The sequence below is a fragment of the Achromobacter deleyi genome (assembly GCF_013116765.2).
GTDB lineage: Bacteria > Pseudomonadota > Gammaproteobacteria > Burkholderiales > Burkholderiaceae_B > Achromobacter > Achromobacter deleyi_A.
In genome coordinates this window covers 919,362-941,233 of the sequence record NZ_CP074375.1, presented here as the reverse complement: position 1 = coordinate 941,233, position 21,872 = coordinate 919,362, and the positions used below count along the sequence as shown (strand labels likewise).

Genomic DNA, 21,872 nt, shown 5'->3' with positions numbered 1-21,872 from the left:
GGCGCCTCCTTATGCCTTCAGATCGGTTTTGGCCACGCCGTTGGCCTTGATGACCTGGGCCCACATGGCGGACTCGTCAGCGATGACCTTGTCCAGGTCCGCCGACGACGTGAACTCCACGGCCACGCCCTGATCCGCGAACTGCTGCACCAGGCTGGGATCGCGCGTGCCTTCGCGCACGGCCTGCTCCAGCACCTTCACGACATTGGCGGGCATGGCGGCCGGCCCGGAAATCATCATGCGGGTGTAGAGCTCGAAGTCATCCACGCCCGCCTCTTTCATGGTGGGCACGTCCGGCAGGCTGGACAGGCGCTTGTCGGCGGTGACGGCCAGTACCTGCAGCTTGCCCGACTTGATGTTCGCGAGCGCCGACGTCGGAAAGTCGAAGGTGCTTTGCACGGTGCCGGCCATCAGGTCCAGCAGCGCCGGACCGCTGCCCTTGTAGGGCACGTCCTGGAACTGGGTTCCGGTCTTGGACTGGAAATGCAGCAGGGCCAGGTGATTGATCACGCCGCGGCCCGCGTGCGCGCAGGTGATGTCGCCGGGCTTCTGCTTGGCCAGCGCAATGAATTCCTGCACGTTCTTCACACCCAGGCCGGGATGCACGATCAGCAGCATGGGCGACTTGCCCATCGAGCCCAGCTGCTTGAAGTCCGACGCCTGGTACGGCAGGTTGTTGTAGAGCAAGGGATTCAGGATCATCCCGTTGGTGCCCGCGAAGCCCAGCGTGTAGCCGTCGGGCTCGGCACGCGCGACCGCCACGGTGGCGATGATGGCCTGCCCGCCCGGGCGGTTCTCGACCACCACGTTTTGCTTGAGCGTCTTGCCCATGCGTTCGGCCAGGGCGCGCGCCGCGATGTCGGTCAGGCCGCCGGGAGCAAAGCCCACCAGCAGGCGCACGGGCCGGGTCGGAAACGTGTTCTGCTGGGCCCAGGCCGGGCGCGAGATCAGGGGCAGCGCGGCAAGCGCGCCCAGGGCATGACGGCGGGTGAATCGCATACGGCTCTCCAGACTGAAGCAAAGGCCAACGCGCGGCCAGGGAGCGGCCGCGAGGCAAGACGATGAAAGGGGAAGGACGCACAGGCCGGTCGCCGAACGGCGGCGGTCACATGATCGTATGTTGTATGCAATACAACAGATGGGCTATCTAGGGATATCCCGGTGCAGCCCCTTGGGCACGGGCGTGGAGATTTCGCTGAACGGTATTTGGTATCCGATCCAGGCGCCGGCGGACTGGCGGGCCTGCGGCGTGGCCGCCGCAGGTTTCCCCCGCCGTCAGGCCTTGGTCATCAGCTTCTTCCAGCCGTCCAGGCCCAGCTTGTGCATCGTGTCGATGTTCTTTTCGTAGATCTCGGACGCTTCGGGGAAAGACTCCACGGCGCGGTCGATGCTGTCTTCGCGCAGCAGGTGCAGGATGGGGTATGGCGAGCGGTTGGTGTAGTTCTCGATATCGTCCGGCTGCGTGTCGGCAAACTGGAACTGCGGGTGAAAGGTGGCGACCTGCAGTTCGCCCACCAGGCGCATGCGCTTGAGCAGGCGGTCCGACAGGTCTTCGAAGTCGTTGAAGTCCAGGAAGTCGTCCAGCGCGTCGGGGATGATCAGCAGCGTCGTGTCGATCTTTTCGGGATCGGCCTCGGCCAGCAGCGCAAGTTCGTCCTGCAGGTCGGTCAGGACGCCTTCGGCGTCGGTGGCGTCGCTGACGGCAAAGCGGATCTGGTCCTTGACCTGCACCGCCTTGGCGAAAGGACAGAGGTTCAGGCCGATCACGGCCTGCGTCAGCCAATGGCGGGTTTCTGCGACCACATTCGCGTAGGCATCGGAGGTGGAAATCATCTGTGTCAGTCCTGGAAATAGAAAAGCGCGAGCTGAAGAAGCCCGCGCTTTGAATGAGTCTGGCGCCGGTCAGGCGGCCGGCATGGCGGCCATGGTCTGGGCCACGGCTGCAGTCAGCTTCTTGCCGTAGGGCACGTGCAGGAATTCATTGGGGCCGTGGGCGTTGGACTTGGGGCCCAGCACGCCGCAAACCATGAACTGGGCCTTGGGGAAGCCCTTTTGCAGGATGCTCATCAGCGGAATGGTGCCGCCCTGGCCGATGTAGCCGCAAGGCGAGCCATAGTATTGCTGGGATGCGGCATCCAGGGCCTGGGTCAGCCAGGGCACGGACGCGGGCGCGTTCCAGCCGGTGGCTGCGCCTTCGTTGGCCTTGAAGATGACCTTGGCGTTGTAGGGCGCGTCGGCTTCCAGCAGTTCCTTGATTTCCTGCGAGGCGGCCACGGCGTCCACCAGCGGCGGCAGGCGCAGCGACAGCTTGAACGCGGTGCGCGGACGCAGCACATTGCCGGCGCTGGACAAGGGCGGCAGACCTTCGGCGCCGGTCACCGACAGGGTCGGGCGCCAGGTGCGGTTCAGCAGGGCCTCTTCGGGTTCGGTCGTCATGGGCAGCACGAAGCCGCCTTCCGCGCCGCAGCTCCAGGGGAAACGGCGCCAGACTTCGTCGCCCAGGATGCGGGCGGTGGCGGACACCTGCTCGATGCGCTCGGCCGGGATTTCGCAATGCAGGCTTTGCGGCAGCAGGCGGCCGGTGGCGCTGTCTTCCAGGCGGTCCAGCAGGTGGCGCAGGATGCGGAACGACGACGGCACGACGCCGCTGGAGTCGCCCGAGTGCACGCCTTCGTCCAGCACCTGGACTTCCAGCGTGCCGGCCACCATGCCGCGCAGCGACGTGGTCATCCAGAGCTGGTCGTAGCTGCCGGCGCCCGAGTCCAGGCACACCACCAGGGCCACGTTGCCCAGGCGGTCGCGCAGCGCGTCCACATAGGGCAGGAGGTCGTAGCTGCCGGATTCTTCACAGGTTTCGACGATGCCCACGCAGCGCGGCCGTGGCACGCCCTGCTTGTCCAGCGCCATGATGGCGGTCAGCGAGGCGTACACGGCATAGCCGTCGTCGGCGCCGCCGCGGCCATAGAGCTTGCCGTCTTCGTACTTGGGCGTCCACGGGCCCAGGCCCGCGCGCCAGCCCGAGAATTCAGGCTGCTTGTCCAGGTGGCCGTACAGCAGGATCGTGTCGCCGTTGTCGCTGCGGGTGGCGGGCGCGTCGAAGAAGATGACGGGCGTGCGGCCCGGCAGGCGCACCACTTCCAGCTTCAGGCCCGAGACCTTCTGCGCTTCCACCCATTGCGCCGCATCGCGCACCACGCGTTCGATGAACGCATTCTTTTCCCAGTCGGCGTCAAACGCCGGGCTCTTGGCCGGGATGGCGATGTAGTCGGTCAGCGCGGGGATGATCTCGTTGTCCCACTTGTCGTCAACAAAGGCCTGGAGGGCCTTCGGGTCCAGGGTGGGCGGCAGTGCGTCTTCGGGGATGCGTGCGTTCATGGCGCGGAATCCTGTGTGTGCGGGGAATGGGCAATCCATTATTTTATGCCTGCGCGGGCCGGGTGGGGGGAAACGGCCCCGCTATCTGGCCGCGTAGGCCTCGATGCGGCCCCATACCTGCCGCGCCAGTGGCTTGGCGTTGTCGACCGACTGGTACAGCCGGATCTCCATATGGATGTCGTTGCGGGCGCTGTCGGCGCGCACCAGCGTGCCGTCGCCCAGGTCGGATTCGATCAGGGTGTGCGGCAGCCACGCCAGCCCGAAGCCCTGCCGCGCCATGGCGTGCAGCGCGTCGGCCAGGTCCGACTCATACATGGCGTGCAGCAGCGGCACCACGCAAAGGCCACGCAGCCTGTCGTGCAGGATGCGGCCCAGCGACATGCTGTCGGCGTAGGCCAGGAACGGCACCGGCGCGTCCGATGCCAGCTTGGGCACGGCGTGGCGCGGATGGCGGCTGCCGGCCGCCACCGGCGCGCTGACCGCCACCAGCTTGTCGGCGCCCACGCGCCGGCAGCGGTAGCCGGGATTGTCGATCTTGGCGTATAGCGGCTCGTGCGCATGGCACAGCAGAAAGTCGACCTCGCCGTCCGCCAGCATGTCCACGCCGTAATTCAGCGTGGTGGTGATGACCTTGAGCTGGAACGCCGGCATGCCCTGCTGCACGCTGGCCATCACGCCGGGCAGCACGGAATGCGCCAGCGTCTTGCCCGAGGCAATGACGATCTTGCGGTTGCGTTCCTGTTCGGGCTTTTGCAGGGCCTGGCGGGTATCGCGCAGGATCTCCAGCACATCGACGGCGGCGGCCAGCATGCTGCGGCCGGCGGCGTTCAGGGTGCTGGCCTGGCGCCCCCGCTCAACCAGCGGGACGCCCGCCCATTCCTCCAGCGCCTTGATCCGGCGGCCGAACGCCGGGTGCGTCACGCTGCGCGCCTCGGCGGCCTGGAACATGTTGCGCGACTTCGACAGCGCGACGAAGTCCTCCAGCCATTTGATATCCATCCCTGTCCCTCGTCCGTGCCCTTGCCCGCCGCGTGTTGGTCCCCGGCTGGGTCTCTGTCGTTTGCCGCTCATCCTCTGTGCCGGATCGGCACAGAGGATGCACATTCTGCGCAACCCAGAAACACCTGGCAACTAATATTCCGGCGTCCACTCCTGGAAAACCCTGATGCCCGACGCCCCCGTTCTGCTCAAATCCATCCGCAGCCATTTTCTGGGCGGGACCGAAGCCGTGGCCGGCGGCGTGCCGATGCAGCAGCAAAAAGTGGTCGGCAACGCGTCGCCCCGGCTCATCGACATGAACGGCGGCTACAGCGTCGGCCAGCTGTATGCGCAGGAGTACCGGCTGGCCCGGCCGCGCCATCCCTACCCCGTCCTGCTCTGGCATGGCGGCGGCATGACGGGCGCGCAGTGGGAAAGCACGCCGGACGGCCGCGACGGCTGGCTGTGGCGCCTGCTGCAAGCCGGCTACGACGTGTTCGTGTCCGACGCGCCGGAACGCGGCCGCGCGTCCTGGGCGATGTATCCGCAGATCTATGACAGCGCGCCCATCTTCCGCTCAAAGGAAGAGGCCTGGCGCCTGTTCCGCATCGGCCCGGCCTCGGGCTACGCCCCCGCCGGCCAGCCGCGGCAAGCCTATCCGGCGCAGCAGTTCCCCACCGAAGCCTTCGACGCATTCGCCAGGCAATTCGTGCCGCGCTGGCTCACCCACGGCGACATGGCGCTGGATGCCTACCGCCAACTGCTGGACCTGGCCGGCCCCTGCATCGTGATGGGCCACAGCCAGGGCGGCGGCTTCGCGACCCTGCTGGCCCAGGAATACGCCGCCACCGTACGCGCCGTGGTCGCGCTGGAACCGACCGGCACGCCCGCCGCCGCAACCTGTGAGCTGCCCCCGCAGTTGCTGGTCTGGGGCGACCACTTTGGCGCGGACGACACCTGGCAGCGCTACCGCGGCCAGACGGACGCCTACTGGAACGCCCTGCGCGCGGCCGGCCAGCGCGCCGACGTGCTGGACCTGCCCGCCGCCGGCATAGCCGGCAATTCCCATTTCTGCATGCTGGACCGCAACAGCGACCAGATAGCCGGATTGATCGTCGATTGGCTCGACCAGAGCCTCGACTAACCTTCTCCTGGAGACACAGATGACCTTCAAGAAATCCACCATCGCCCTGGCCCTGCTGACCGGCGCCACGCTGGCCGCCGGCGCCGCGTCGGCCCAGCAGGCCGACTACCCGGGCAAGCCCATCCGCATGATCGTGCCGTTCGCCCCCGGCGGCACGGCCGACATCATCGGCCGCGTGTTCGCCGCGCAGCTGGGCACCGAACTGGGCGCCACCGTGGTCGTGGAAAACAAGGCCGGCGCCGGCGGCTCGATCGGCACGCGCTTCGTGGCCGACTCCCCCGCCGACGGCTATATCCTGCTGCTGGCCTCTTCCAGCACCCACGGCACCAACCCCGCCGTCTACAAGAACCTGACCTACGACGCGTCGCAGGACTTCACCGCCATCACGCAGCTGGTCACCGTGCCGGGCGTGCTCAGCGTCACCAAGGACTTCCCCGCCGCCGACCTGGCCGCCCTGATCGCGCAGACCAAGGCCAACCCGGACCGGTTCACCTACGCCTCCTCGGGCGCGGGCGGGCTGGGCAACCTGGCGATGGAACTGATGAAGTCGATGACGGGCGCCAAGCTCATGCACATCGCCTACCGCGGCGCGGGCCCGGCGTTCACCGACGTGATCAGCGGCCAGGTGTCGATGATCTGGGAGCCGGTGCCGGCATCCCTGCCCTATATCAAGGGTGGCCAGATCCGTCCGATCGCCATCGCCGCCGACGCGCGCTCGCCGGAGCTGCCCGACACGCCGACCTTCAAGGAAGCGGGCCTGTCCCGTTATGAAGCCAATGCGTGGAATGGCCTGCTGGCGCCCAAGGGCCTGCCGGAAGACGTGAAGAAGAAGCTGCACGACGCCTCGGTCAAGGCGCTGAACACGCCCGAAGTGAAGGCCAAGATGGCCAGCCTGGGCGGCACCGTGGTTGCCGGCACGTCGGACGAGTTCCAACAGGTGATCACCAGCGACGTGAAGAAGTGGAAGAACGTGGCGGCCGACGCCAAGATCCAGCTGGATCAATAAAGAAAAAGGCCCCGGCGCATTGCGCCGGGGCCCTTGCCCTGCACCTCAAGCCGGCCGCTTTGGCCGGCTTTTCAATGGCCGGTCAGGCGCCGATCAGCGCGGGCTCGCCGCCGCGGCCCAGGGCCGGGGCGTCCGCGTCGATCACGCGGCCGGTCTGCAGCTTGAACACCGCCACGGCCTCGCGCAGGCGCTGCGCCTGGGTTTCCAGCGAAGCCGCGGATGCGGCGGCCTCTTCGACCAGCGCCGCGTTCTGCTGCGTCACGCTGTCCATCTGCGACACCGCCTGGTTCACCTGCTGGATCCCCTGCGACTGCTCTTCGGAGGCGCTGGAGATCTCGTTGATGATGTCGGTCACGCGGCGCACCGAGGTCACGATCTCCTGCATGGTGGCGCCGGCGGCTTCCACCTGGTCCGAACCGACGGACACCTTCTGCACGGAGTCGTCGATCAAGCCCTTGATTTCCTTGGCGGCGGCCGCGCTGCGCTGCGCCAGGGCGCGCACTTCACTGGCCACGACCGCGAAACCCTTGCCCTGCTCGCCCGCCCGCGCCGCTTCCACGGCGGCGTTCAGCGCCAGGATGTTGGTCTGGAAGGCAATGCCGTCGATCACGCCGACAATGTCCGCGATCCGGTTCGAGCTGTCGGCGATGCCGCGCATCGTGCCGACCACGTCGCCCACGGCCTGGCCGCCGCGCGTGGCCACCTCGGACGCCGCCACCGCCAGCTGCGAGGCGCTGCGCGAGCTTTCGGCGTTGTTCTTCACGGTGGAAGACAGCTCGTCCATGCTGGCCGCCGTTTCTTCCAGCGAGGCGGCCTGCTGCTCGGTGCGCGAGGACAGGTCGATGTTGCCCGCGGCGATCTCGCGCGAACCGGTGTGGATCTCTTCCACGCCCAGGCGCACGGCGGAGACGGTGCGCGCCAGGCTGTCCTGCATGCGCTTGACGGCGGCATACAGGATGCCGATTTCGTTGTTGCCGCGCAGGTCGATGCGGTTGGTCAGGTCGCCGCTGGCAATGCGGTCGAACAGACGTCCCGCCTCGTGCAAGGGACGGAAGACAGAGCGCGCAAAGACCACATACAGGCCCACCACCAGCACCCCGACCACCACCAGCAGACCGATCAGGAAGACGATCGCGGCGTTGATGCGGGTGGCGGAGTCGCGGGCCACGCGCTGGCCGACTTCGTCCGCATAGTCCACATACTGCTGGATGGCCTGGGTGAAGTTGATGCCCAGCGGCGTGACCTTTTCCAGGTTGATGCGGCCGGCTTCCTTGGCATTGCCGGCGCGGATGGTGGCGATCAGCGGCACGATGGCGTCGCGCGCGTAGACGTCATAGGCGGCCAGGGCCGCGTCGAACAGGGGCTTGCCTTCCGGCGTGAGCTCCGGCTGCTTGCGCGCCGTGTCGATCAGGCCGGTTGCCTTGGTCACGTAGCCGTCCAGGCGCTGCATGCTGGCCATGTTGTCCAGGCTCTTGCCTTCCAGCAGCGCGCTTTGCGCCGCAAGCAGGACGACGCGGGCCCGCAGCAGTTCAGAGGCGGCATCGTCCAGCGAATTGGCGCGGACCAGGTTGGTGTCCAGCATCACCTCGATGGAAGTGCGATTGGACGTCAGTTGCTGATAGACCGCGATGCCGGTCACCAGAAAGAGTGCAAAAAAGACGCCCAAGGCGGTCGTCAGGATTGCGCGGATACTTAAATTCTTGAACATTGAAGCCACTCCGGGGGTTGCATAACGCTATCCCTTAACGGCTTGGTGCAATGAAAAGTTAAATATCTCATTGGGTTACACGCACATTTCAGGGCCGCGCCCCGGCTGCTGACGCAGCCGGGAAACGCCTCGCGGCCAGGGCCCGGGGTTCAACCGGGTTTCCAGCCTTCCGGAACCCGCGGCTTCTCGATCTGCGCGAAATGGCAGATGGCGTCCGCGATGCCCGAGAAGTCGATCCCGCCGAATTGGCCCGCCCGCGCCAGGCTGAAGGATTCATGCACGGCCGCGGCCACCGGCATCGGCACCTTGGCGGCATGCGCGGCGGCGACGATCAGCGACATGTCCTTGTGCGCCAGGTCGATGGTGAAGCCGGGCGCTGTGTCGCCCACCAGCACCTTGTTGGGGAAGTTCATCCGCAGTTGCCCGTTCGAAGCGGACGTGCCGTACAGCACCTGCAGCGTCTTGGTGATGTCCAGCCCGAAGCGCTGGGACAATGCCAGGGCCTCCGCGTTCACCTGGCACAGGGTGACCGCCACGTAGTTGTTCACCAGCTTGGTACGCCCGCCCGTACCCACCGGCCCGCAATGGTAGGTGGTGGTGCCCATGGCGTCGAGCAGCGGCCGGACTCTGGCGAAGTCGGCCTCGCTTGCGCCCACCATGAACAGCGACTCGCCCCGGTCCGCGTGTTCGGCCAGGCGCCCGACAGGCGCGTCCACCACCGTCAGCCCTAGGGCCAGCGCCTGCTCCTGGAGACGGTCGGTCGCCAGCGGGTCGATGGTGCTCATGTCCATCAGCACGCTGTCCTTGGCGGCGTTGGCGAAAATCCCGTCGCTGCCCAGCGCCACCTGCTCGACTTCCTTGGACGAAGGCAGCATCGTCACGATGATGCCGCACTGCCGCGCCACGTCCGCCACGCTGGCGCCGGCCACCGCGCCCGCCGTCGCCAGTTCATCGACCGCCTTCTGGTTGATGTCCAGCACCACCAGTTCGAACCCTGCCCGGCGCAGGTTCAGCGCCATGGACTTGCCCATGCGCCCCAAGCCGATAAAGCCGATCTTTTCCATGCCTGGCTCCTGCCGGCGTCTGTCGCGCCGGATCGTCCTGCGGTTGATGGATCAATAGCCGATGTAGGCAGTCTTGGTGGACGTGTAGAAGTCCACCGCATAGCGCCCTTGTTCGCGCGGCCCGAAGCTGGAGGCCTTCGTTCCGCCGAAGGGCACGTGGTAGTCCAGGCCGGCGGTGGGCAGGTTCACCATCGTCAATCCGCTGCGCACATTGAGCCGGAAATGGTTGGCATGCTTGTGCGAGGTGGTGCAGATGCCCGACGACAGGCCAAAAGGCGTGTCATTGGCGACCTGCAGGGCCTCGTCGTAGCCCGACACCCGGATCACGGCGGCGACCGGGCCGAAGATCTCTTCGCGGTTGATGCGCATCGCGTTGCTGCTGTCCGTGAACAGGGTCGGCCGCAGGAAGTGGCCGGTGGTGGATGCATCGGCCCGCTTGCCGCCCTCGGCCACGGTGGCGCCTTCGCTGCGCCCCAGCTCGATGTAGCCCAGTATCTTTTCCAGTTGCTGCGCGTTGATGACTGGCCCGATCTGCGTGGCCGGATCCCGCGGGTCGCCCACCCCCAGCTTGCGCATGCGGCCTGCCAGCGCCTCCACAAAGCGGTCATGTATGCCGTCGGCAACGATCAGGCGGCTGCTTGCGGTGCATCGCTGGCCCGCCGAATAGAAGGCGCCGTTCAGGGCGCACTCCACGGCCACGTCCAGGTCGGCGTCGTCGAGCACCACCAGCGGATTCTTGCCGCCCATCTCCAGCTGCACCCGTATCATGCGTTCGGACGCCGCGGCGGCTATCTTGCGGCCGGTGGCGACGCTGCCCGTGAAGCTGACGGCGTCCACGCCTTCGAGCAAGGCCCGGCCAGCCGCCGCGCCTTCGCCATTGACCAGGTTGGCCACGCCGGGGGGCAGGCCCGCGCGCTCCAGGATATTGAACAATTCCCAGGCGACGCCTGGCGTGTGCTCGGAGGGCTTGAGCACCAGCGTATTGCCGAAGGCCAGCGCCGGCGCGATCTTCCAGGCCGGAATCGCGATCGGAAAATTCCAGGGCGTGATCATGGACACCACGCCGACGGGGTGCCTGCTGATCTGCACGCCGATGTCCGGGCGCACGGACGGCAGGTTCTCGCCGCCATAGCGCACCGCTTCCCCCGCGAAAAACTGGAATATCTGGCCGGCGCGCACGACCTCGCCCAGCCCTTCGGCCTGCGTCTTGCCGGCTTCGCGCGAAACCAGGGCGCCCAGCTCTTCCTTGCGCGCCAGGATCTCGTTGGCGGCACGGAACAGGATGTCGCTGCGCGACTGCGTGGTGCTGCGTTCCCAGGCGGGCGCGGCGGCGCGGGCGGCCTCCACCGCCTGCCGCATCTGCGCCTCGCTGGCGCAGGCGTACTGGCCGATCACGTCCTGCGGGTCCGCGGGGTTCAGGTTCGCCAACGTGGCGTCGCCATTCACCCATGCTCCATTGATGAAATTCGCTTTCTGCGTCACTGTCCGCTCCTCGTCATGAATCGTTGATGGATCACGCATGGCCGCCCTTGCCCTGGCCCAGCACCGCCTCGCGAAACCGCGAACGCAGGTAGGGGCCGTCGCGCGGGGGCAGGCTGCTGGGTTCGGGCGCCGCCGCCACCTTCAGCACCAGGCATTGCAGGCCCGGCTGGTACAGGCCGGGGATTCTCTCCTCCAGTTCGCGCTCGCTGCGCAGCGTGGCGCAATCGGCGATGCCGCAGGCCCGGGCGATGCCGGCGATGTCCACGCCGCGTCCAGAATGGGCCGGCTGCATGCCGGTTTCGCCGTAGTGCTCGTTGTCGATCACGATGATCTTCAGGTTCGACGGCGCGCGCACGCCTATCGTAGCGAAGGATCCCATGCCCATCAGCATCTCGCCGTCGCCGGCAAAGGCCAGCACCTGGCGGCGCGGCTGCGCCAGCGCCAGGCCCAGGGCCACCATGCAGGCGCCCCCCATCGCGCCCCATACGTAGAAATTCCGGTCGTCGTCGCCGGCGGCCGAGGTGTCGTAGGTGGGATTGCCCAGGCTTGCCACCACCAGGGCATCGCCGCGTTGTTCAAGTATCCGGGCCACCGCCGCCCGCCGGTTCATTGTCGCGCTAGCGTTCATATCGCTTGCCTCGTGCTACTTGTTGAAGTTCTTGATGCCCAGGATGCTCTGGGAGATCACCACGGCCACCGCCCGGTTCGAGTTGAACGCCAGCAGGCTCGCCGCGCGCACCGTTTCCGGCACGTCGCTGCCGTGCTCTACCCGCTGCACGAACACGCCGGCCCCGCGCAGCGCGGCCTCGGTGGACTGGCCCATGGGGCATTGCCATGGGTTGAACTCGCCCCATTCGCCGCGCATGGTGATGAGGCACAGGAACGGCATGCGGCACTCCTGGATCAGGGCCAGCATGTTGATGCAGTTGCCGACCCCGCTGGATTGCAGCAGCAGGACGCCCTTGGCTCCGCCCAGCCAGGCGCCGCCCAGCATCGCCACGCCCTCTTCTTCCGTGGTGAGGGAAATCGCTTCCACATCCGGATCCGCCTCGAACAGCTTGATCAGCTGGCTGTGCCCCGCGTCCGGCACATACGCCATCTGCGTGATTCCGGCCTCCTTCAGGTTTTGATAGACCATCTCGGGCCAACTCTCTGCCATGATTCGTTCCCTCTGGTGTGTGGATGAAGACTTGCTCGCGGCGCGGGCTGGTTGCGGCCGGCTCGCGCCGCATCCGTTCAGATCCGTGCGTTCAGCTTGCAGATGCCCGGCTTGGTGGGCGCATAGGCTTCCTCGCCCGGAATGGTGGCCACCTTCCGGTAGTAGTCCCATTCGCCCTTGGAGGCTGCGGCCGACTTGACCTGCATGAGGTACATGTCGTGCACCATGGCGCCGTCGGCGCGGATATAGCCCTTGGTGAACATGTCGTCGATCGGCATGGACTTGAGCGCGTTCATGACGGCGTCCGAGTCCGTCGTTCCGGCGCGCTCCACGGCCTTCAGGTAGGTCGTGACGGCGGAGTAGTCGCCCGCCTGGAAGGTGGTGGGCATCTTCTTGTTGCGTTCATGGAAGCGCTTGCTGAATTCGCGCGCGCGGTCGTCCAGGTCCCAATACCAGCCGTCGGTCAGGTACATGCCCGCCGTCGTATCGAGGCCCAGGCTGTGGATGTCCGTAATGAAGACCATCAGGCCGGCCAGGCGCATCTTGTCGCTGACGCCGAATTCCTTGGCGGTCTTGATCGAGTTGATCAGGTCCCCGCCGCCATTGGCCAGGCCCAGCACCTGCGCCTTGGATGCCTGCGCCTTCATCAGGTAGGAAGAGAAGTCGGAGGTATTGAGCGGATGCCGGGTCGACCCCGTGACCGAGCCGCCGCTGGCCTGCACCACGTCCATGCTGGCTTTTTCCAGCGAGTAGCCGAACGCATAGTCGGCGGTCAGCATGAACCAGCTCTTGCCGCCCTGCTGGACCATGGCCGCCGCCGTGCCGCGCGCCTGCGCGGAAGTGGAATAGGTGTAGCGCACCGTGTAGGGCGTGCAGGCCTCTTCGGTGAGGCTGTCGGCGCCCGCGCCGGCGCTGATGAAGACCTTTTTCTTTTCGGCGGCGATCGTGCTGATCGCCAGCGAGGCCGACGAATTGGAACCGCCGATCACCAGGTCCACCTTGTCCTGGTCCCACCACTGGCGTGCGCGGTTCGACGCGATGTCGGCCTTGTTCTGGTGGTCGGACGAGAGAATCTCGATCGGCTTGCCCAGCACCTTTCCGCCGAAGTCCGCGACCGCCATGCGGATGGCGTCCAGCCCGCCCACGCCGTCAAAGTCCGAATACGGCCCGCTCATGTCGGTGACGAAGGCGATCTTCACCTTGTCGCTCTGGGCGCTTGCGCCCCCCGCCCCGCACATGCTGACTACCGCCAACGCGACGGCACCTAACACTTTCGTACTGGTTTCCACGTCTTGTCTCCTCGCTATGCCGGCCTTGCCGCAGGATCGCCAAAGCCATCTCTTTTTTTAATAATATATCTATCTACAATCTATTATTGGCATATCGTTAACCCGTAGGAAGCAGCCCGACGGCGCGCCCTCCTCCCTATAATCCGGTTTTCTCACTCCACGCCACACACCATGGATCTGCGCCAGATCGAGTGCTTTCTTTGTCTGTACCGGAACGGCGGCATGACGCGCGCCGCAGCCGAATTGGGCATCGTCCAATCCGCCCTGAGCACGCAACTGGCCAAGCTGGAAAAGACCCTGAAGGTCCAGCTCTTCGAGCGCTCCAGCCGGGGCGTCACGCCCACCGCCGCGGGCGTCGATCTCTACAAGATGCTGTTGCCCCTGTCCAAGGAGGTCGAGAGCGTGCGCCAGCGCATGCTGGACCTGAGCGGCGGCACATCGGGTCTCATCCGCGTCGGCACCGTGCCGTCGCTGGGCGCCAGCATCGTGCCGCGCGCCCTCTCTCTTTACACCGCCGAAAACAAGGACGTCACCATCCGTTTGACCGAGGCCTACAGCGCGGGGCTGGTGGAACGGCTGGATGCGGGCGAACTCGATGTCGCCATCGTCAATCTCATCCAGCCGGTGCGCAGCCTGGAAACCACGCCGCTCGTCAGCGAGGAGCTGGTGCTGGTCACGGCGTCGGACAGCGCGTTGCGCAACGTGGAATTCGGCGACCTGCCCATCGACGCGCTGATCGTGCCGTCATTGGGCCAGGGCCTGCGCGCGATCATCGATCCGGTCTTGAAGAAGCGCAGCCCCGGCGCGCGCCCGCGCCTGGAGATGGACGCGCTGACCCCTACGCTGGAGCTGGTCAAGTCGGGCGCGTGGGCCACCATCCTGCCCATCAGCGCCATCGCGCATGAGCTGGACGCCGGCGCCCTGTCGGTGCGGCGGATCCACGCCGACATGCAGCGGCAGCTGGTGGTGGTCAACCATCCGCGCCGCCCGTTGAGCCTGGCCGCGCAACGCTTCGTCGCCGCGCTTGCGGCCGAGGCGCACGACGCCGTGTCGCGCGCGCAGCGGTTCATGAAGTCGCTCAAGACCCGGAAATAGCCGCTGCGCGCGGTGGCGCGCCAATGAAAACACCCCGCCGGCCGGGCAGGATGCCCAGGCGGCGGGGTGTGTCGCGCATGCGCCGGGAAAAACCCCGCCCGGCGGATGCGTCGGCCTTACGAGTCGGCCCTTACTTCAGCCAGACCCGCGCGTTGCGGAAGATGCGCATCCACGGGCTGTACGCGCCGCCGGTGTCGGCATTGCCCCATTTCTCGGGCGCCCACGACATCATGACATTGCGGGTCACGCGTTCCGGGTGCGGCATCATGACGGTGAAGCGGCCGTCGGCGGTGGTGACCGAGGTCAGGCCGCCGGGGCTGCCGTTCGGGTTGAACGGATAGGCTTCGGTGGCCTGTCCGTTGTTGTCGATGAAGCGCGCGGCGGTCAGCACGCGGCTGGCGTCGCCCTGCTGCGAGAAGTCGGCAAAGCCTTCGCCATGGGCCACGGCGACCGGCACGCGGGCGCCTTCCATGCCGGCAAAGAAGATGGACGGCGACTTGGCCACTTCCAGCATGGACAGGCGCGCCTCGTACTTTTCCGACTGGTTGCGCGTGAAGCGCGGCCAATGCTCGGCGCCCGGGATCATCGGGGCCAGGGCCGCCATCATCTGGCAGCCATTGCACACGCCCAGCGCGAAGGTGTCGGGGCGCGCGAAATACGCGGCGAACTGATCCGACAGCTTGCTGTTGAAGCGGATGGTGCGCGCCCAGCCTTCGCCCGCGCCCAGCACGTCGCCGTAGCTGAAGCCGCCCACGGCGACCAGGCCTTGCACTTGCGCCAGGTCCACGCGGCCGGACAGGAGGTCGGTCATGTGGACGTCGATGGCCTCGAAGCCCGAGGTGTCGAACGCCCAGGCCATTTCCACCTGGCTGTTGCAGCCCTGCTCGCGCAGGATCGCCACGCGCGGACGCTTGGCCAGGTTGAGGAACGGCGCGGCCACGTCTTCCTGCGGATCGAAGGAAACGTTCGGGCGCATGCCCGGGTCCTTCGTATCGTTCCAGACATCCAGCTCGGCCTGGGCGCAAGCGGGGTTGTCGCGGCGCGACATGATGCGGTAGGACACTTCGCTCCAGGCGCGGCCGAGGTCGGCGCGCGGCTGGCCCCAGATCTTCTTGCCGTCGCGGTAGAACTCGACTTCGTCGGCGCCGTTCAGGCCGCCGATGACGTGCGAGTGGGCCGACAGGCCCGCGCCGCGCAGCACCTGCATGACGGCGTCGCGCTGCGAGGCCGGCACCTGGATCACCGCGCCGGCTTCTTCCGTGAACAGCGCCTTGAGCGTCAGTTCGTCGCGCTGCACGGCCACCTGTTCGGGGCGGATCTTGTAGTCGCCCCAATCCGCCGATTGCGGATCGAAGGTCAGCATGTCCAGGTTCACCGAGATGCCGGTGCGGCCGGCGAAGGCCATTTCGGTCAGCGTGGCGAACAGGCCGCCGTCGGAGCGGTCATGGTAGGACAGGATGGTGCCGGCTTCGGCCAGGGTGCGGATGGTGATGAAGAACGCGCGCAGGTCTTGCGGCGCGTCGATGTCCGGCACGGTCTCGCCGACCTGGTTGTAGGCCTGCGCCAGGATCGAGCCGCCCATGCGATGGCGGCCGCGGCCCAGGTCGATCAGGATCAGGACACTGTCGCCGGCGTCGGTGCGCAGCTGCGGGGTCAGGCTGGCGCGCACGTCGGCCACCGGCGCGAATGCCGTGACCACCAGCGACACCGGCGCCACCACCTGGCGCTGCTCGCCGTCCTGTTCCCAGGACGTCTTCATCGACAGGGAGTCCTTGCCGACGGGAATGGACAGGCCGGTGGCCTGGCACAGTTCGCTCACGGCCGACACGGTGTCGTACAGCGCGGCGTCTTGCCCGGCCACGCCGCAAGCGGCCATCCAGTTGGCCGACAGCTTGATGTCTTCGAGGCGCGCCACGTCGGCGGCGGCCAGGTTGGTCAGGGCTTCGGCCACGGCCATGCGGCCCGAGGCCGGGGCGTCCAGCATGGCGATGGGGCTGCGCTCGCCCATGGCCATGGCTTCGCCGCGGAAGCCTTCGTAGTCGGCCAGCGTCACGGCGCAGTCGGCCACCGGCACTTGCCACGGACCGACCATCTGGTCACGGCTGGACAGGCCGCCAACGGTGCGGTCGCCGATCGTGATCAGGAAGGACTTGTTGGCCACGGTGGGGTGGCGCAGCACGCGGTAGGCGGCTTCCGTCAGGTCAATGCCGGCCAGGTCCAGGGGCCCGGACACGCCGGGCAAACGCTTGACGTCGCGCGTCATGCGCGGCGGCTTGCCCAGGATCACGTCGATCGGCACGTCCACGGGACGCACTTCGGCGTCGCCTTGCGGACGGATGGTGTCCAGGCCAGGCAGGCCTTCGCCGTCCACCACGCGCAGCTGGCGCTCTTCGGTGGCCACGCCCACCACCGCGTACGGGCAGCGTTCGCGGCGCGCGATGGCGTCAAAGCGTTCCAGGTCCTTGGGCAAGATCGACAGGACGTAGCGTTCCTGCGATTCGTTGCTCCAGATTTCGGCGGGCGACAGGCCCGACTCTTCGAGCGGCACGCGCTTCAGGTCGAAGATGGCGCCGCGGCCGGCGTCGTTGACCAGCTCCGGGAAGGCGTTGGACAGGCCGCCCGCGCCCACGTCGTGGATCGCGATGATGGGATTGTTTTCGGCCTGCTGCCAGCAGCGGTCGATGACTTCCTGTGCGCGGCGTTCGATTTCGGGGTTGCCGCGCTGGACCGAATCAAAGTCCAGTTCGGCCGAATTGCTGCCCATGCTGATGCTGGAGGCGGCGCCGCCGCCCATGCCGATGCGAAAGCCCGGGCCGCCCAGCTGGATCAGCAACGCGCCGGGAGGAATGACGTCTTTGTGCGTCAGGCCCGCGTCGATGCTGCCCAGGCCGCCCGCGATCATGATGGGCTTGTGATAGCCCCAGCGCGTGCCGCCGGCGGTCTGCTCGAAAGAACGGAAATAGCCCAGCAGGTTGGGCCGGCCGAATTCATTGTTGAACGCCGCGCCGCCGATGGGACCGTCGATCATGATGGACAAGGGCGAGGCGATGCGCTCGGGCAGGCCGTGATGGTCGGCTTCCCAGGGCTGCAGGGCGTCGTCGAAACGCAGGTGCGAAACGGTGAAGCCCGTCAGGCCGGCCTTGGGCTTGGAGCCGCGGCCGGTGGCGCCTTCGTCGCGGATTTCGCCGCCGTTGCCGGTCGACGCGCCGGGGAACGGCGCGATCGCGGTCGGGTGGTTGTGCGTTTCCACCTTCATCAGGGTATGCACGATGGTGTCGCGGCGAATGTACCTGGCGCCTTCGGCGCCCTCGCCCACCGTGCCGGGCAAGCCCGGCACGCCGGCCTGGAAGCGCTGCGCGGGGCCGCCTTCCATGATGGCGGCGTTGTCCGAGTAGGCCACCACGGTGCCTTCGGGCTGCGCCTTGTGCGTGGCGCGGATCATGCCGAACAGCGTGTTGGGCTGTTCCTGGCCGTCGATCACCCACTCGGCGTTGAAGATCTTGTGGCGGCAGTGTTCGCTGTTGGCCTGCGCGAACATCATCAGCTCCACGTCGGTGGGGTCGCGCCCCAGGTCGGTGAAGGACTTGGCCAGGTATTCGATTTCGTCTTCGGACAGGGCCAGGCCCAGCGAGATGTTCGCTTCGGCCAGGGCCTCCACGCCGCGCGCCTGCACGCCGACGGTGCGCATGGGCTTGCCGGCCAGCGGCTGGAACAGCGCCTGGCCGTCGAAGCTGGCGTCCACCACGGTCTCGGTCATGCGGTCATGCAGGCAGTCCGCCGCGCGGGCCAGCATGGCGTCGTCGAAGGACTTGGTGCCCAGCAGGCCGCGCTCGGGCGTGATCACGTAGCGCACGCCTCGTTCGATGCGGTGCACGGACGACAAGCCACAGTTGTGCGCGATGTCGGTGGCCTTGCTGGCCCACGGGGAAATGGTGCCCAGGCGCGGGATCACCAGCAAGGACAGGCTCTTGGCCGGCGCGTCCGCCGTGCTGGGCGTGCCGTAGTCCAGCAGCTGGGTCAGGTGTTGCTGCTGTTCGGCCGTCAGAGCGGCGTCGGTGCTGACGAAGTGCTCGTAGCGGGCGGATATGTCGGCCACCGGCAGGCCGGCTTCCTTCAGTTGCGCCAGAAGGCGATCACGTCGAAAGGAGGACAGGACGGAGGAACCAGGCAGATGCTGAACTAGGGACACGATGCGGGCGCCGTATAGAGAGAGGTGCAAAGAAAATCGATTTTACCCGTTTAAGGGGTTTTCCCGGAGCCGTTGTTCAAGAAGGGTTCCGCGCCCCGGTTTTGGCTATTGTTACAAAAGAATTCCAAGACCGCCGCGCCGGGATGGTGCAAAGCAGCATTCCGATAAAGCATTGGCACGGTCCCGGTTTGTCCATCGTGCCTGGCGTCCGGCTGCCCGCACTTGATGCAATGCACCATGTTGCAGCGGCCCCGCACCGCGGGAAAACACGAAGCCCCGCCCTCGCGGGGCAACGGTAGGATGCAGCGACCCTACTAATCAAGCGCCTACCCGCGCGCTGGCCGTTGCCTCACATGCCCCGCCCCGAAGCCCCCGCCGAGCCTGTCGAACCCATCATTCCCATCGAAGCAGACCCCGCCGTGAAGGTGCCGCTGGCCATCGAAGACTGGCTGGCCGTGATCCTGCTGGCGACCCTGGCCATCATTACCTTCCTGAACGTGCTGGTGCGCTATTTCACCGACCAGTCGTTCGCCTGGACTGAAGAAATCTCGGTGTTCCTGCTGATCGTGCTGACCATGGCGGGCGGCAGCGTGGCCTTTGTGCGCAACCACCACATCCGCATCGAGATCCTGGCCGACTCGGGCTCGCCCCGCCGCCAGCGCATCATGGCGCTGATCTCCAATGGCTGCGTGCTGGCGTTCTTCCTGCTGTTGACCGTGCTGTCGGTGAAGCTGGTGCTGGACGAATACATGTACGAGGAGACCTCGCCCGCGATCGGCGTGCCCACCTGGTGGTATTCGATCTGGCTGCCGGTGATGGCCGCGGCGATCTCGCTGCGCACCATCGGCACCCTGCGCCGCATCGCGCGAAGCGCAGAGCGGGAAGCCCGGCAATGATCGCCACCATCCTCTTCATCGTCTTCATCGTCCTGATGCTGATCGGCGTGCCGGTCGGCGTGGCGCTGGGCATAGGCGGCACCGTAGCCATCGTGCTGTCCAACCTGGACACGCCCTGGTATGGCCTCTTGACCGTGCCGCAGAACTTCTACGCCGGCCTGGCCAAGTATCCGCTCCTGGCCATCCCCATGTTCGTGCTGGTGGGATCCATTTTCGACCGCTCGGGCGTGGCCAAGCGGCTGGTGGACTTTGCGATCGCCATCGTGGGGCGCGGCCCCGGCATGCTGCCGCTGGTGTCGATCGCGGTGGCCATGTTCCTGGGCGGCATATCGGGCTCCGGCCCGGCGTGCGCGGCGGCCGTGGGCGCGGTGATGATCACCGCCATGTCGCGCGCGGGCTATCCGGGTTCGTTTTCCGCCGCGGTGGTCGCCGCGGGCGCCGCCACCGACATCCTGATTCCGCCGTCGGTGGCCTTCATCATCTATTCCGTGCTGGTGCCGGGCGCGTCCGTGCCCGCCCTGTTCGCCGCCGGCATGATTCCCGGCATCCTGGCCGGCTTCGCCCTGATCGTCCCGGCCGTCTGGCTGTCGCGCAAATACAAGATGGGCGCGCTGGAAGCCCATCTGCCACGCCCGCCCTTCTGGAAGAGCCTGCGCGAAGCGTCGTGGGGCCTGGCCGCGCCCGTGCTGATCCTGGGCGGCATGCGGATGGGTTGGTTCACGCCCACCGAGGCCGCCGTGGTGGCCGTGTTCTATGGCTTGTTCGTCGGCGGCTTCATCCATCGCACGATCAAGTTCCGGGATCTGTACACCATCCTGCGCGAAGCCGCCGAGCTGTCCGCCGTCATCATGCTGGTCGTGACGCTGGCGGGCATCTTCGCCTGGGCCCTGTCCACCCTCAGCGTGATCGACCCGATCACCCACGCCATCGTCAATTCCGGCCTGGGCGAATGGGGCGTGCTGGCGCTGCTGATCCTGCTGCTGATGACCGTGGGCATGTTCCTGGACGGCATCTCGATCTTCCTGATCTTCGTGCCGCTGCTCATGCCCATCGCCAACGCCTATGGCTGGGATCCGGTGTGGTTCGGCGTGATCCTGACCCTGAAGGTGGCGCTGGGCCAGTTCACCCCGCCGCTGGCCGTGAACCTGATGGTGTCGTGCCGCATCGCGCGCGTGCCGATGGAGTCCACGGTGCGCTGGGTGGTGTGGCTGCTGGGCGCGATGTTCCTGGTGCTGGTCGCGGTGCTGGTGTTCCCTGAGCTGGCGCTGTGGCTGCCGCGCAAGTTGGGCTATTGAGAAGGCTGGACGGGGCAGCCCGGAAGGCCGCACGGATATTCATTACAACAACAGACAGACTCGCAAAGAGAGGAGACGCAACATGAAATTCCGCAACTTGATCGGGGCCGCGCTGTGCGCCGCCGCCGTGGTGGGCATGGCGCCCGCGCACGCGCAAACCTACAAGCCCGAGTACAAGCTCTCCATCGTCGTCGGCACCACCTTCCCGTGGGGCCAGGGCGCTGTAATCTGGTCCGACCTGGTGCGCGAGCGCACGCAGGGCCGCATCAACATCAAGGTCTATCCCGGCACCTCGCTGGTCCAGGGCGACCAGACCCGCGAATTCACCGCCATCCGCCAGGGCGTGATCGACATGGCCGTCGGCTCCACCATCAACTGGTCGCCGCAGGTCAAGCAGCTCAACCTGTTCTCCCTGCCCTTCCTGATGCCCGACTACGCCGCCATCGACGCGCTGGTGCAGGGCGACGTGGGCAAGGAAATGTTCAAGCTCATTGAAAAGGCCGGCGTGGTGCCGCTGGCCTGGGGCGAGAACGGCTACCGCCAGGTCAGCAACTCCAAGCGCGAGATCAAGAAGCCCGAAGACATGAAGGGCATGAAGCTGCGCGTGGTGGGTTCGCCGCTGTACATCGACACGTTCACCGCCCTGGGCGCCAATCCCACGCAGATGAGCTGGGCGGACGCGCAACCGGCGCTGGCCAGCGGTGCGGTCGACGGCCAGGAAAACCCCCTGTCGATCTACACCGGGTCCAAGCTCTACACCGTGGGCCAGAAGTACCTGACGCTGTGGAACTACGTGGCCGACCCGCTGATCTTCGTGGTCAACCGCGAGGTCTGGAATTCCTGGTCGGAAAAGGACCGCGACATCGTGCGCCAGGCCGCCCTGGACGCCGGCAAGCAGCAGATCGTGATCGCGCGCAAGGGCGTCACGCCTGAAGACCCGTCGCTGCTGAAGGAAATCGCCGGCCACGGCGTCACCGTGACCTCGTTGTCGCAAGCGGACCACGATGCCTTCGTGAAGGTCACCAAGCCCGTCTACGAAAAGTGGAAGAAGCAGATCGGCGAAGACCTGGTCAATACGGCCGAAAAGTCCATCGCCGCACGCAAGAAGTAAGCCCGCAACGGATTCGCAGCAAGCCCCAGGGGAACCGGCGGCGCAAGCCGCCAACCGAGGCAGGGACGTCAGATCCCGCCC

Annotated in this window: 17 protein-coding genes; 6 read left to right on the top strand and 11 right to left on the bottom strand. The window is 66.8% G+C overall.

What is annotated here, in order from left to right:
- Positions 1 to 9: 9 nt before the first annotated feature.
- The 4 genes from HLG70_RS04290 to HLG70_RS04275 form a co-directional block, all read right to left on the bottom strand.
- Positions 10 to 999, bottom strand: coding sequence for a Bug family tripartite tricarboxylate transporter substrate binding protein (locus HLG70_RS04290; RefSeq protein ID WP_171663797.1), 990 nt, complete (start codon positions 997 to 999; stop codon positions 10 to 12).
- A gap of 276 nt (positions 1,000 to 1,275) precedes the next feature.
- The gene (locus tag HLG70_RS04285; RefSeq protein ID WP_171663798.1) at positions 1,276 to 1,833 is read right to left on the bottom strand and encodes a DUF1415 domain-containing protein; all 558 of its coding nucleotides are present in this window, start codon (positions 1,831 to 1,833) and stop codon (positions 1,276 to 1,278) included.
- Positions 1,834 to 1,902: 69 nt separating this feature from the next.
- On the bottom strand, positions 1,903 to 3,375 hold the full coding sequence (locus HLG70_RS04280; protein ID WP_171663799.1) for a M20 family metallopeptidase: 1,473 nt from the start codon (positions 3,373 to 3,375) through the stop codon (positions 1,903 to 1,905).
- An 81-nt stretch (positions 3,376 to 3,456) separates the two neighbouring features.
- Positions 3,457 to 4,374, bottom strand: a complete 918-nt coding sequence (locus HLG70_RS04275; protein ID WP_171663800.1) for a LysR family transcriptional regulator — start codon at positions 4,372 to 4,374, stop codon at positions 3,457 to 3,459.
- 166 nt (positions 4,375 to 4,540) lie between these two features.
- Here HLG70_RS04275 and HLG70_RS04270 point away from each other — a divergent pair, with 166 nt between their 5' ends.
- Both HLG70_RS04270 and HLG70_RS04265 read left to right on the top strand, forming a co-directional pair.
- Complete coding sequence (locus HLG70_RS04270) at positions 4,541 to 5,497, top strand: alpha/beta fold hydrolase (RefSeq protein WP_171663801.1); 957 nt, start codon at positions 4,541 to 4,543, stop codon at positions 5,495 to 5,497.
- A 19-nt stretch (positions 5,498 to 5,516) separates the two neighbouring features.
- Positions 5,517 to 6,503 (top strand): Bug family tripartite tricarboxylate transporter substrate binding protein, encoded by a 987-nt coding sequence (locus HLG70_RS04265; RefSeq protein ID WP_171663802.1) that lies wholly within the window; start codon positions 5,517 to 5,519, stop codon positions 6,501 to 6,503.
- 82 nt (positions 6,504 to 6,585) lie between these two features.
- Here the strand turns inward: HLG70_RS04265 and HLG70_RS04260 are convergent, their stop codons facing one another.
- The 6 genes from HLG70_RS04260 to HLG70_RS04235 all read right to left on the bottom strand — a co-directional run bounded on the left by HLG70_RS04260 (position 6,586) and on the right by HLG70_RS04235 (position 13,154).
- Positions 6,586 to 8,211: a methyl-accepting chemotaxis protein gene (locus tag HLG70_RS04260; RefSeq protein WP_171663803.1), complete on the bottom strand. Its 1,626-nt coding sequence runs from the start codon at positions 8,209 to 8,211 to the stop codon at positions 6,586 to 6,588.
- Between the two features lie 149 nt (positions 8,212 to 8,360).
- Complete coding sequence (locus HLG70_RS04255) at positions 8,361 to 9,308, bottom strand: NAD(P)-dependent oxidoreductase (RefSeq protein WP_284143647.1); 948 nt, start codon at positions 9,306 to 9,308, stop codon at positions 8,361 to 8,363.
- A gap of 18 nt (positions 9,309 to 9,326) precedes the next feature.
- Positions 9,327 to 10,757 (bottom strand): aldehyde dehydrogenase family protein, encoded by a 1,431-nt coding sequence (locus HLG70_RS04250; protein ID WP_234103384.1) that lies wholly within the window; start codon positions 10,755 to 10,757, stop codon positions 9,327 to 9,329.
- A gap of 31 nt (positions 10,758 to 10,788) precedes the next feature.
- The gene (locus tag HLG70_RS04245; RefSeq protein WP_171663806.1) at positions 10,789 to 11,385 is read right to left on the bottom strand and encodes a thiamine pyrophosphate-dependent enzyme; all 597 of its coding nucleotides are present in this window, start codon (positions 11,383 to 11,385) and stop codon (positions 10,789 to 10,791) included.
- Between the two features lie 15 nt (positions 11,386 to 11,400).
- Complete coding sequence (locus HLG70_RS04240; RefSeq protein WP_171663807.1) at positions 11,401 to 11,916, bottom strand: thiamine pyrophosphate-binding protein; 516 nt, start codon at positions 11,914 to 11,916, stop codon at positions 11,401 to 11,403.
- 77 nt (positions 11,917 to 11,993) lie between these two features.
- Complete coding sequence (locus tag HLG70_RS04235; RefSeq protein ID WP_171663986.1) at positions 11,994 to 13,154, bottom strand: ABC transporter substrate-binding protein; 1,161 nt, start codon at positions 13,152 to 13,154, stop codon at positions 11,994 to 11,996.
- Between the two features lie 222 nt (positions 13,155 to 13,376).
- On the opposite strand from HLG70_RS04235, the gene HLG70_RS04230 reads away from it, so the two are divergent.
- The gene (locus tag HLG70_RS04230; protein ID WP_171663808.1) at positions 13,377 to 14,300 is read left to right on the top strand and encodes a LysR family transcriptional regulator; all 924 of its coding nucleotides are present in this window, start codon (positions 13,377 to 13,379) and stop codon (positions 14,298 to 14,300) included.
- 130 nt (positions 14,301 to 14,430) lie between these two features.
- Here the strand turns inward: HLG70_RS04230 and purL are convergent, their stop codons facing one another.
- Positions 14,431 to 18,489: a phosphoribosylformylglycinamidine synthase gene (gene purL, locus HLG70_RS04225; RefSeq protein WP_171663809.1), complete on the bottom strand. Its 4,059-nt coding sequence runs from the start codon at positions 18,487 to 18,489 to the stop codon at positions 14,431 to 14,433.
- A gap of 353 nt (positions 18,490 to 18,842) precedes the next feature.
- Between purL and HLG70_RS04220 the strand changes: the two genes are divergently transcribed.
- From HLG70_RS04220 to HLG70_RS04210, 3 genes are all read left to right on the top strand, one after another.
- Positions 18,843 to 19,385 carry a TRAP transporter small permease gene (locus HLG70_RS04220; protein WP_171663810.1) on the top strand — a complete coding sequence of 181 codons (543 nt, stop codon included), beginning with the start codon at positions 18,843 to 18,845 and terminating at the stop codon, positions 19,383 to 19,385.
- Positions 19,382 to 20,680, top strand: a complete 1,299-nt coding sequence (locus HLG70_RS04215) for a TRAP transporter large permease (protein ID WP_171663811.1) — start codon at positions 19,382 to 19,384, stop codon at positions 20,678 to 20,680. The genes HLG70_RS04220 and HLG70_RS04215 overlap by 4 nt, the downstream gene beginning before the upstream one ends.
- A gap of 82 nt (positions 20,681 to 20,762) precedes the next feature.
- A complete protein-coding gene (locus HLG70_RS04210; RefSeq protein ID WP_171663812.1) occupies positions 20,763 to 21,791 on the top strand; it encodes a DctP family TRAP transporter solute-binding subunit in 1,029 nt (342 codons plus the stop codon).
- Positions 21,792 to 21,872 lie beyond the last annotated feature (81 nt).

Coding starts and splice junctions, on each gene's coding strand:
- HLG70_RS04265 (WP_171663802.1), top strand. CDS start 5,517: ATGACCTTCAAGAAATCCACCATCGCCCTGGCCCTGCTGACCGGCGCC.
- HLG70_RS04220 (WP_171663810.1), top strand. CDS start 18,843: ATGCCCCGCCCCGAAGCCCCCGCCGAGCCTGTCGAACCCATCATTCCC.
- HLG70_RS04280 (WP_171663799.1), bottom strand. CDS start 3,375: ATGAACGCACGCATCCCCGAAGACGCACTGCCGCCCACCCTGGACCCG.
- HLG70_RS04245 (WP_171663806.1), bottom strand. CDS start 11,385: ATGAACGCTAGCGCGACAATGAACCGGCGGGCGGCGGTGGCCCGGATA.
- HLG70_RS04270 (WP_171663801.1), top strand. CDS start 4,541: ATGCCCGACGCCCCCGTTCTGCTCAAATCCATCCGCAGCCATTTTCTG.
- HLG70_RS04230 (WP_171663808.1), top strand. CDS start 13,377: ATGGATCTGCGCCAGATCGAGTGCTTTCTTTGTCTGTACCGGAACGGC.
- HLG70_RS04240 (WP_171663807.1), bottom strand. CDS start 11,916: ATGGCAGAGAGTTGGCCCGAGATGGTCTATCAAAACCTGAAGGAGGCC.
- HLG70_RS04215 (WP_171663811.1), top strand. CDS start 19,382: ATGATCGCCACCATCCTCTTCATCGTCTTCATCGTCCTGATGCTGATC.
- HLG70_RS04285 (WP_171663798.1), bottom strand. CDS start 1,833: ATGATTTCCACCTCCGATGCCTACGCGAATGTGGTCGCAGAAACCCGC.
- HLG70_RS04290 (WP_171663797.1), bottom strand. CDS start 999: ATGCGATTCACCCGCCGTCATGCCCTGGGCGCGCTTGCCGCGCTGCCC.
- HLG70_RS04260 (WP_171663803.1), bottom strand. CDS start 8,211: ATGTTCAAGAATTTAAGTATCCGCGCAATCCTGACGACCGCCTTGGGC.
- HLG70_RS04275 (WP_171663800.1), bottom strand. CDS start 4,374: ATGGATATCAAATGGCTGGAGGACTTCGTCGCGCTGTCGAAGTCGCGC.
- HLG70_RS04235 (WP_171663986.1), bottom strand. CDS start 13,154: ATGTGCGGGGCGGGGGGCGCAAGCGCCCAGAGCGACAAGGTGAAGATC.
- HLG70_RS04210 (WP_171663812.1), top strand. CDS start 20,763: ATGAAATTCCGCAACTTGATCGGGGCCGCGCTGTGCGCCGCCGCCGTG.